At 51.8% G+C, this 10,241-nt stretch carries 11 protein-coding genes; 7 read left to right on the forward strand and 4 right to left on the reverse strand.

The features are described 5' to 3' along the window. Positions 1 to 7: 7 nt before the first annotated feature. Entirely contained in the window at positions 8 to 1,051 is a 1,044-nt protein-coding gene (gene coxB / locus A8990_RS25115; RefSeq protein WP_116191785.1) for a cytochrome c oxidase subunit II, read from the reverse strand. A gap of 350 nt (positions 1,052 to 1,401) precedes the next feature. Here coxB and A8990_RS25120 point away from each other — a divergent pair, with 350 nt between their 5' ends. From A8990_RS25120 to A8990_RS25135, 4 genes are all read left to right on the forward strand, one after another. Next, positions 1,402 to 2,136 (forward strand): hypothetical protein, encoded by a 735-nt coding sequence (locus tag A8990_RS25120; protein WP_116191786.1) that lies wholly within the window; start codon positions 1,402 to 1,404, stop codon positions 2,134 to 2,136. Between the two features lie 141 nt (positions 2,137 to 2,277). Beyond that, positions 2,278 to 2,733 (forward strand): MarR family winged helix-turn-helix transcriptional regulator, encoded by a 456-nt coding sequence (locus A8990_RS25125; protein WP_116191787.1) that lies wholly within the window; start codon positions 2,278 to 2,280, stop codon positions 2,731 to 2,733. Positions 2,734 to 2,828: 95 nt separating this feature from the next. Then, positions 2,829 to 3,218 (forward strand): DoxX family protein, encoded by a 390-nt coding sequence (locus tag A8990_RS25130; RefSeq protein ID WP_116191788.1) that lies wholly within the window; start codon positions 2,829 to 2,831, stop codon positions 3,216 to 3,218. 55 nt (positions 3,219 to 3,273) lie between these two features. Then, a complete protein-coding gene (locus A8990_RS25135; protein ID WP_116191798.1) occupies positions 3,274 to 4,047 on the forward strand; it encodes a pirin family protein in 774 nt (257 codons plus the stop codon). A gap of 65 nt (positions 4,048 to 4,112) precedes the next feature. Here A8990_RS25135 and melA read toward each other — a convergent pair whose 3' ends face one another. The 3 genes from melA to A8990_RS25150 all read right to left on the reverse strand — a co-directional run bounded on the left by melA (position 4,113) and on the right by A8990_RS25150 (position 7,889). After that, on the reverse strand, positions 4,113 to 5,609 hold the full coding sequence (gene melA / locus A8990_RS25140; RefSeq protein ID WP_116191789.1) for an alpha-glucosidase/alpha-galactosidase: 1,497 nt from the start codon (positions 5,607 to 5,609) through the stop codon (positions 4,113 to 4,115). Between the two features lie 142 nt (positions 5,610 to 5,751). After that, positions 5,752 to 6,663, reverse strand: a complete 912-nt coding sequence (locus A8990_RS25145; RefSeq protein WP_116191790.1) for an AraC family transcriptional regulator — start codon at positions 6,661 to 6,663, stop codon at positions 5,752 to 5,754. A gap of 20 nt (positions 6,664 to 6,683) precedes the next feature. Beyond that, a complete protein-coding gene (locus tag A8990_RS25150) occupies positions 6,684 to 7,889 on the reverse strand; it encodes a SulP family inorganic anion transporter (RefSeq protein WP_245996205.1) in 1,206 nt (401 codons plus the stop codon). Between the two features lie 203 nt (positions 7,890 to 8,092). Between A8990_RS25150 and A8990_RS25155 the strand changes: the two genes are divergently transcribed. The 3 genes from A8990_RS25155 to A8990_RS25165 are packed head-to-tail and all read left to right on the forward strand — an operon-like array spanning position 8,093 to position 10,120. After that, positions 8,093 to 8,455, forward strand: a complete 363-nt coding sequence (locus tag A8990_RS25155) for a hypothetical protein (RefSeq protein ID WP_116191791.1) — start codon at positions 8,093 to 8,095, stop codon at positions 8,453 to 8,455. Positions 8,456 to 8,486: 31 nt separating this feature from the next. Then, entirely contained in the window at positions 8,487 to 9,497 is a 1,011-nt protein-coding gene (locus tag A8990_RS25160; protein WP_116191792.1) for an FAD:protein FMN transferase, read from the forward strand. Positions 9,498 to 9,517: 20 nt separating this feature from the next. Beyond that, entirely contained in the window at positions 9,518 to 10,120 is a 603-nt protein-coding gene (locus A8990_RS25165; RefSeq protein ID WP_116191793.1) for a ferric reductase-like transmembrane domain-containing protein, read from the forward strand. Positions 10,121 to 10,241 lie beyond the last annotated feature (121 nt).

Genomic DNA, 10,241 nt, shown 5'->3' on the forward strand with positions numbered 1-10,241 from the left:
ATAAGTATTAATATTCTAGCTTCAAGCCTGCTAAGTATTTGGCAATGGCATCAATTTGATCGTCTGTCAGGTCAACCTTCGGCATTTGCGTACCTGGTTTAACTGCTTGCGGATCTTTGATCCATCTCTTCAGGTTGTCCTCAACGGAGCCTTCGTTCTTGTATTTCGGATCGTCTGTATTCACAAGGATACCTGCAACAGCTTGGCGGCTGCCGATACCTGTCAGGTTCGGATACAGTTGAACGCCTTTGTCGCCAATTGCGTGGCAAGACAAGCATTGCTTATTGAGAAGGTCAGCAACCTGTTGGTCGTCCGGAAGCTGAACCGGGTTCTTCATTGCAGCGACCCAGCGGTCGAAGGAAGCACGGTCAACGACTTTAACTTTGAAATCCATCAAGGAGTGAGATGGTCCGCAAAGCTCAGCGCATTTACCGAGGTATACGCCTGTCTTAGGCGCTTCGAAGTACATTGTATTTACGTTGCCGCCTGGATTTGTATCTGTCTTACCAGCGAGCGAAGGAATCCAGAACGAGTGAAGCACGTCTGCTGTCTTCGCTTCAACGGAAATAACTGCATCATTCGGAATGATCAGCTCTTGAGCTGTCTTCACGCCCAGATTCGGGTATTCGAACTCCCACCAATATTGGTGAGCAGTTACGTGAACTTGAATAGCTTTCGGATCATGCGTGTAGTCCTTCGCAAGTCCGAATACAGACTTAACTGTCGGCACACCAAGAATGATTAGAAGGACAATCGGGATGACGGTCCAAATAATCTCGAGCTTGTGGTTACCTTCCACTTGTACAGGGATCGATTTATCGCCTGGACGACGGCGGTAACGAACAATAACGTAAACTGCAATTGCAAACACGATGAGAACGACCACAACCATGATCGTAATCGTTAATTTCATTAGTCCAAACTGTTCTTCGGCAACCGGCCCTTGCGGTCTAAGTGTCGATAAGTCTGCTCGTCCGCATCCAGACAGCAGCAACACCATTCCGACAAGAAGCGGCATAACCCGTTTTAGAACGTGCCACCGATTCATCATCAATCAACCCCACTTTTTACGTTTTCGCAGCAGCCTCAGATGGCAAGAAAATAGGCGTTACTGCGTGCAATCCTAGTTGTTTAGACAACTTCCGCAATCTAATCACTTTATTTAATATAAAGTTGGAGGTGCTTTTTGTCAATCTTCCCAGCTGTGTTCACAAATTGTTCTCATACCAGTAAAATCGCCGCTTTTTTTGATTTTTCCACTTGCCAATTCCTAGTTTAAAGCCTCCATGTCTATCCTTCATTGTGTGCTAAAACCATGGTTCTTTATGTATTGAAACAGGATGCATATTTGCTCCTTTCGGGCCCATTCTAAAGATAGGTTTATGAAAGGAGCTACCCTTAATGAAAAAGCGTGCAGCTTATCGTTCTTTTCTCATCCTGATTGCAGCCGTTACTGTGCTCGGCCTCACTTTAAGCGGCTGTAATTATGAACGCCACGTTCAGAACAGTACCTATGATTATGGCACCAAGCAGAAAGGCGATCCGAAAATGCTCGGAAGCCGCATGTACGGCACGATGAGCGGACTCCCCGGACAGCATGATAATCACTGGTTCGAGTACAGCTCGCTCCTGTCGAGCGATGTGTCGAGCATTAACGGCGTAGCCGGCGCTCTTGTTTTCCTTACAGATAAGAATGCCTATGTCGCCATTACAACGGATTGGACTGCTACAGGCACTAAGAAGTCCGGCGGAACGAGAGAGCAGAATAATTCAGGAACAACTCAAGGCGTATATAATGTAGAGAACGGAAGTCCATATTGGAATAACCAGCGTATGGTGACGCCTTACAACTCTGCGTTATCCATTAATGATCACAATCAAATCTCCGGCGAGCTGAAGCAGACGATCGCCGTTCATGTCCGCCGTCTGGCGCCAGCCGTGCAGGAAGTGCATATCTCGGCGAACAAGGAATTCAATAACCATCTCATTCAATATGCGCAGGAAGCTTGGGCGGGCCACTCCCTCGCACCATGGCTTTCTTCCTTCAATAAGCTTGTGAAGCATCAATTCGCTGGCGGCGACTCGGTGCCGGAGCCGCTGAACGTGCAGCAGAAACGTGCAAAGTTACACTCCTAATGGTTCGACAGACTGGCTGGAGCGCGTAGTTGCGTCGCTTCAGCCTTTTTTATTATTCGATGCTTGACAATTGCTTCGAAATGATTTATCTTTAAATTAAGATATTTGATATTGAGATTATCAGAAGCGAGGTGACGACAGATGAGCGAACAGAATCATACACAAGCAGGCAATGAACTTCAGTTATTCGTCGTGCTGTCTCGAGCAAGCCAGTGGGTTACTGCCCATGTCCATCAAGACATTCGCAAATACGGCTTGAATCCGACGGAGTTCGCCGTCCTGGAGCTTCTTTATCATAAAGGCGAGCAGCCGCTTCAACAAATCGGCGAGAAGATCTTAATGACAAGCGGCAACATCACTTATGTCATCGATAAGCTGGCAGGCAAAGGATTGGCTCAGCGCAAGGCATGCCCGACGGATCGCAGAGTGATTTTCGCAGAGATTACACCGCAAGGCACTGAGCTTCTCGATTCGATCTTCCCGCTTCATAAGGAAGCGATCGGCAAAGCGGTCAGCGGCCTAACCGAGGAGGAGCGTACGCAAGCCATCCATCTGCTTAAGAAGCTTGGCATTGCAGCACAGAGCAGTTTCACCTAGATCGTCATGAGGCCGCTGAGCTGGCTTCGCTTTATCAAATATCTTAATTTAAAGAAACTTAAAATATAAATTATATGTGAAGGAGAAATTATATTATGAGTATTGCACTTGGATTGTTGATTATTCGCGTTATTGTCGGTTTGACGTTTGCAGGTCACGGAGCACAGAAGCTGTTTGGCTGGTTTGGCGGGTATGGTCTTAAAGGAACCGGAGGTTGGATGGATTCCATCGGTTTGAAACCTGGCGTGTTGGTTGCATTGTTAGCTGGACTTGCGGAGCTGGTCGGCGGCCTCCTCTTCGTTCTTGGATTCTGGATGGTACCGGCAGCCGTATTGATCGTATTGACGATGCTTGGCGCAATTATGTCGGTGCACCGCAAGAACGGATACTGGGTTACACAGAACGGCATGGAATACAACATCATCCTTATCGCTGTCGCAATTGGTCTTGCTCTGATCGGCGCAGGCGAATATTCGATCGGCTAATGCGAAATTAAGAAATCCCGAAAAACACTACATTATATAGGAGGGATTTACGATGATCCAAACTCTCGTATACGGACCGACCATGCAAGCTACCGGCGCTTTTGACGGCGGTAAAATTACAGAACAGAAGCCTATCGGCTTCCCGGGCGAAGGCTCGGTCGTGAAACGTGTAAGCACCTTGTTCTACTGGGCATGGGCACACGCGAACCAAGATGGTCATATCCCGCTACACCCGCATCAAGCGTTCGAGATTATGACTTATATTGTGGCAGGCAAAGGCGAACATGGCGATACCCTCGGCACGAAAAGCATCGTAGGTGCAGGCGGCGTACAGCTCATGCAGACCGGCTCCGGCGTCAGCCATGAAGAACGGTTCTTCGCCAATATGGAAGGCTTCCAAATCTGGTTCGAGCCTTCCGTCCAAGAGGCGGTAAAAACAAAGCCGACGTATAACCAGTATGAGCACGAAGAGTTCCCAATCGCGAAGGGTGAAGGCTTCACGAAGAAAACCGTGATGGGATACGGCTCGCCGATCTCCATCGTAGCCGATGCGCAAATGTGGGATGTGGAGATTGAAGCTGGCGCAACCTACACGCAAGCAATCGAAGCAGGCCGTACGCTTACCGCGCTCGCAATCCGCGGCGACGGATCCTGGACTTATGTATCACAACCTGGAAAAGATACAGCTTTCAAGCACAAGGACTTCATCGTGTCGAGAGCCGATCAAGCCGAAGAAGCGATCATTACCGCTGCCGGCGATGCACCGCTTCGCCTCGTCTTGATCGATGTCCCTTCCCACGTCGACTACCCGCTCTATCCGAAACGTTAATCATAAACAAGGGGATTGCCCCCGCAAGGCATCAGTTGCCTGCGGTGAGCAATCCCCTTCTTGCATTAATGCGCTGCTTTCGCTTTGTCCGCTTCGCCCGCATTGCGGGTTGCCGCTTCGCGATCCTGCAGCATCTCTTCGACCGATTTGGTCTTCAGACGCGCAGCTCCGCGGTAATCGTCGCGAGTCGGGATGAGGTTGCCGGCAGCGAGCCGCTGCTTCGCCTCTTCAATCGCAGCGCCGTATTGCGGCAGCCACTTCTCCCCGGCGACGAGCATTTCGTCGACCATTTGCCAGATTTCCTTCGGATTGCACACCGCGCCGACGAGCGGATCCATCATCATCGCTTGGCGGAGCAGCTTGTCGTCGCCGCGAACCGCAGCTTCCACAGCCAGCCGCTGCACGGAGATGCTTACATTACATACCGCTGCCGGGCCGAGCGGCAAGTCGCCGACAACCGGCATATTAATGCCGTTCGCGTCAACATAGCCCGGCGCTTCAATGATCGCGTCATTCGGCAGGTTCGTAATGACGCCGTTATTCACCACGTTGAAATGCCCGCGATATAGTCGGCCTGTTTCTAAGCCTTCTATTATGTAAGAACCGTGTTCCTCGGAACGCTTCTCGGCCGAGTACACGTACGGATCGCCCTTCATCCAGTTCGGGAAGTCCGTCTCGAACCAGTTGCGGCCTTCCGTACACACGCGCAGGTACCCGCCAGTCTCGCCATTGATCCAAACGCCGAGATCAATCCAGTCCTGGATTTCATCCGCGCGCTTCCGATACCAAGGTACATATTCGCTCAGATGGCCGTTCGACTCTGTCGAGTAGTAGCCGAATCTGCGCAGCATATCGATGCGCACCTTCTCGGTTTGGCTATATTCCGGATGCTTCTCGAATGCTTCGAGCAGCTCGCCCGTCTTGTCTATGCCGTTATGCTTAATCGACACGTACCATGTCTGATGGTTGATGCCCGCACAGATAATGTCGACTTCTTTCTTCTGCAAGCCGAATGCATTCGCGATTTGGTGATGTCCGCCCTGCACCCCATGGCAAAGTCCGATCGTGCGCACGCCGCCGTACTTGTTGCACGCCCAAGTAAGCATCGCCATCGGATTCGCATAGTTGAGCAGCAGCACATTCGGATCTGCTGCCTCGCGGATGTCTTTGCAAATGTCGAGCATGGCCGCGATGCCGCGCTGGCCGTACATAATGCCGCCTGCGCAGAGCGTGTCGCCGACGCACTGGTCGACGCCATATTTGAGCGGAATGTCTACATCATGCTGGAATGCTTCGAGTCCGCCGATCCGGACAACGCACAGCACATATTTCGCGCCGCGAAGCGCTTCCCGCCGGTCAGTCGTCGATTGAATGGAGATGTTCAGCCCATTCTCATCGATATCCCGCTGGCACAGCTGCGTGACCATCTCCAGGTTATGTGCATTGATGTCTGTAAACGCAAGCTCAATATCGCGAAACTCCGGCACAGCCAGCAAGTCCCTCAGTAAACCGCGTGTAAATCCGATACTGCCTGCTCCAATAAAGGTCACTTTAAACGACAATCGAAACCCCTCCTGCATCCTTTTGATATGGGGAACCAGCTTGATTCATCACCATCATTGTAGCAGGAGTCCGGATGAAGGCGTTTCCACATTTCCAACTGCTTTGCCTTCAAAATGTCAACTATCGCAACCTTGTACCTCGTTATCCATGCCTGCGTATCTCAATCGATTTGCGATAGGCGGCGGGCGACAAGCCGGTCACTTTCTTGAACAGCATACTGAAGTATTGCCGGCTGTTCAGTCCGATGTAGTCCGCAATATCGATAATAGGAATATCCGTGCGTGCAAGGAGCATCTTCGCCTTCTCGACCCTGAGCTCTGCCAAGTACTCCGTAATCGTCATGTGCATCGTCGCTCTGAAAATCCGCTGCAAATAGACGGGATGCAAGCTGACTGCCGCAGCAATATCCTTCACTTGAATATCACAATCATAATGCTGATGCATGTATTCCGCCGCTTGGCGCACATAACGCTGATGGAGCGAAGCTCCCGCTCGATCCTCCGGCTCTTCTGCCGCAAGCCGCGCCACCCGAACGAGCAGCTGTGAAATAAGCAAATGCGTCATGCTCTCATGATGCGAGCCGCCGGTGTCGATCTCCATGACGATGCTTTTCAAAATATGATGAATATCGCTCGGGTCCCGCAGCACGATGGAGCTCTGATGTCGGTCAAGCAGTTGAGTCAGCGGTGCATTGTGCTCGACCAGCTGCTTCATGGATGGATAGATCCCGTCGCAGTCCGTGAACGTGAACTCGATGTTAAGCATCCGGCAGGGGCTGTCCTTCTCCACAATCAAGCAGTGCGGAACGCCGGCATCGAGCAGAATTAGATCGCCCTTGCGCATCGTAATTGATTGCGCTCGCTCCCCAGTCTCTGTCTCAATCTCAACGACGCAAGTACCTGAGATGACATACATGATCTCAATTGCATCATGCGCATGAACGTCCATATGAAAGTCGACCCACTGCTTGTAATAGTACGCGACAATATGAGGGCGGTAGTCGCCGCCCTCACGCCATAACGGATCGTACAAACTGTATTTGCGCTCCAGCATGACTCTCCGCCCCCTCTTCCTTACTGCTCCCGCGCCACTTCGCGGCTGACATTTCTTCTGACCGATCTTCTGCGCAGCAGCACGAAGATGCCGCTTACGAACATGCCGACAATTACGCCTACAGCAAGATCATGCGTGGCAACAACCGATGCGACGGTGACAAACATGACGACCGTTTCCGTAACCGGCACTTTATGAAGCTTAAAGACCGACTTCCAATCGAAAATCGCTACGCACACCATGAGCATAATGCCTACCAATGCCGCCATTGGGATAAGCGATAACAGATCGCCAAGCACCACGACGAGCAGCAGCAGGAACAGCGCCGCAACGAGCATCGACAATCGGTTGCGACCGCCCATTTTCACATTGAGCACCGATTCCGCCACAAGCGCACAGCCTGCCATCCCGCCAAAGAAGCCAGCAATGAAGTTAGCAATGCCTTGGCCGCGCATTTCTTTGTTCTTATCCGTCTTCTCGCCTGTCATCTCATCGAGCAGGTTCTGCGTCAGCATCGTTTCCGTGAAACCGACTACTGCAAGCGAAAGCGAGTACGGCAATATAATGAGGAAAGTGTCCCACGAGATCGGCACATCCGGCAGCAGGAACGACGGCAAAGATGCGTCAATCGCGGCAATATCGCCAATCCGTGTCACGTCGCCAATACCGAACATCCACACAACGATCGTCAGAACCGCAACAGCTGCCAGCGGTGACGGAACGGCTTTGAAATATCGGGGCAGCAAGTAAATAATAAGCAATGCCGCTGCAACGAGGACATACATCGTCCATGAGCCATCGGTCAAATAACGAAGCTGCGACAAGAAAATCATAATCGCGAGCGCGTTCACGAAGCCCGTCAATACAGGCTGCGGCACGTAGTTGACAAGCTTGCCTAGCTTAAACACACCCATTAAATATTGAATAATACCAGTCAATACCGTTGCTGCGAACAGATACGCGATGCCATGCTCTTTCACCAGTGTGAGCATCAAGACAGACATCGAGCCAGCTGCCGCTGAAATCATCCCCGGTCTTCCGCCTAAGAACGTAATGACGAGCAAAATACATATCGTCGCATAAATCCCAACCTGCGGCGGCACGCCAGCCATAAACGAAAAAGCCAATGAATCCGGGATAAGCGCAAGTGTTGCCGTCATGCCTGCCAGCACATTCGCCCTCACATCCGTCGTCCACTGCGCGCGCCAGTTTCCACTACCTGTCAATTTATCCACCTCAAATTGCTTAATTATTGCTGTCGTTCCAGCAAGCACTTCATTCTAACGGTTAGCATAACCTCTCATCCGATGATGGTCAACGGCTATTTCATGGGTCTCATTCAGCGATTGTTCAGCTAAATCTCATCTACTTTTCATATAGCACGATTATAATGGAATCAGGAACTCGGAAAGAAGGTGCATAGAACCAGATGAAACAAAAGAAGTGGCAAAAATGGAAAATCGGCGCAGTCGCCTCACTCGGAATCGCGCTCCTGTTCCAGGAGGTACGGACGAGCCAAGCGTTCAAGGATACCTATGACGAGCAAGCGCCACAGTCATCGCCTTCGATCACGGATGATGCGAGGTCACCGGATTCGGTCATGAACGATGATGACATCAATGGATACTTTAGCGATGACGATAGCAGCTATGACAATAACAACGATGCGGGAAGCGGCGGGTTCGACGATAGGTTCAGCGATAATCAAAGCAGCGATGACTCGGGTTCGTTCGGCGGAGGAGAAATGTCTGCACCATCGACATCGAGACATTCGCGAACGGCGCGCTCTTAACTTCAAGCGCGTGTAAGGAGGCGCTCCGAAGATGAATACGAGGCTGCATCAATTCCGCACGAAAGCGATGAATACGAAGATTGAAGTGAAGTTCGCCGTAGAGCAGGAATCGAAAGCGCGCGGCATGGCGAGGTTCGCGGAGGACTGGTTCCAGAGAACGGAGCATCGCTTTACCCGCTTCCGGAAGGAGAGCGAGCTGAGCGAGCTGAACCGTCTCATTGGCGAGCGGTGCATGATCTCGGATGCGATGCTGGAGGTGCTGCTGCTGGCGGAGCATTACCGCTGCGAGACGGATGGGATATTCGATCCGTGTTTGCGGGAAGCGATAGAGGCTAGCGGCTATGACCGGTCATTCGAGCAATTGGCTGCGAGAGAGGCAACGGCGTCGAAGGCGAAGCTAGCGGCAAAGGCACGGGAGGCGGTGACAAAGATAGAGATCGACTCCCGCATGGAGATCGATTCTCGCATGAAGTCGGTCCTCCTTCACGCCCCGCTCGATTTGGGCGGCATCGTCAAAGGCTGGTCCGTGCAGCGGTTAGCCACCTATATGAAGCAAAAGCTTGCCGTCACGCAAGGACTCATTAACGCCGGAGGCGACCTCGCGGTATGGGGCGCGCCGGAATCCGACCCGTGGCTCAGCGCGATTGAGCATCCTTGGCAGGAAGGCGAAGATTACGGCGTCCTGGCGCTCTGGGATGGTGCGGCGGCAACATCGAGCAAGCTCGGACGGCGCTGGAGCGGAGCCGCTGGCAAGGAGCAGCATCATCTGCTCGATCCCCGGACGATGCAGCCGAGCAGCAGTGATGTTGACCAATGCACGGTGACGGGTCCGGATGCCGTCGCTTGTGAGATTTGGGCCAAGCTCATATGCATTGTTGGTGTGCAAGAAGGATTGGAACGCTTCATGAACAAGACGAAGCATTATGAAGCGCTGGTGTTCGGAACGGATCGGCGTGTCCATTACTGCGGCAGCCGTGCATCCTTCGAGAGCACGGCCAAATGGCGGGATGTCTCCATCGATCAAGCCCACTGGTTCGCATAGAAATGAGGTGATTTTGGAACATGAATGATTTTATCGTTAATTTGCCGACATGGCCGATCATCCGCTCGCTGGGTATCGCATCTTATGTGATGCTCGCGCTCGGCATCTGCCTCGGAATTCTATACAGCTTCCCCCAATGGTCGAGGGAGAGCAAAGCGGATATTTACAAGCTGCATAGCTTCCTGACGATTGGCGGTACTGCGGTCGGACTGATGCATGGCGTCTTTACTGTAATTGATACGTATATGCCTTTCTCTTGGCGGGAGCTTCTCGTTCCTTTTGCCGCTCAGAATCATCCTGTTCTGAATGGTCTCGGCATATTGGCGGCATACGGCATGCTGATCGTCATATTGACCACTGATCTGCGCAATAAGCTGAAGAAGAAGCTATGGTTTCTCATCCATCTGTCTTCCTACCCGATCTTCGTCATGGCTTTCATTCATGGCTACTTCCTCGGGACAGATACTTCGATGCCAGCTGTCCGGCTGCTCTATCTCGTTACCGCTGCAGCGGTCATTCTCCTCACGGTCGCGCGGGCATTCGTTCGCCGCACTGCACCGAAGAAGGGCAATGTTCCGGCGGCAAGTCGCAGCAGGAGCGGAAGCGGCAGCAGAAGTGCTTGAATCGTAAGAAAAGACCTTCCTGGTGAAGCAATGTCATTAAGTTAAGGTGTTGAACCAAATATCTATGCAAAGGAGCAGGTTATCGAAAGATAGCCTGCTCCTTTTTTGCGTGAAAAAGAGT

Source organism: Paenibacillus taihuensis (assembly GCF_003386535.1).
Classification (GTDB): Bacteria; Bacillota; Bacilli; order Paenibacillales; family Paenibacillaceae; genus Paenibacillus_Z; species Paenibacillus_Z taihuensis.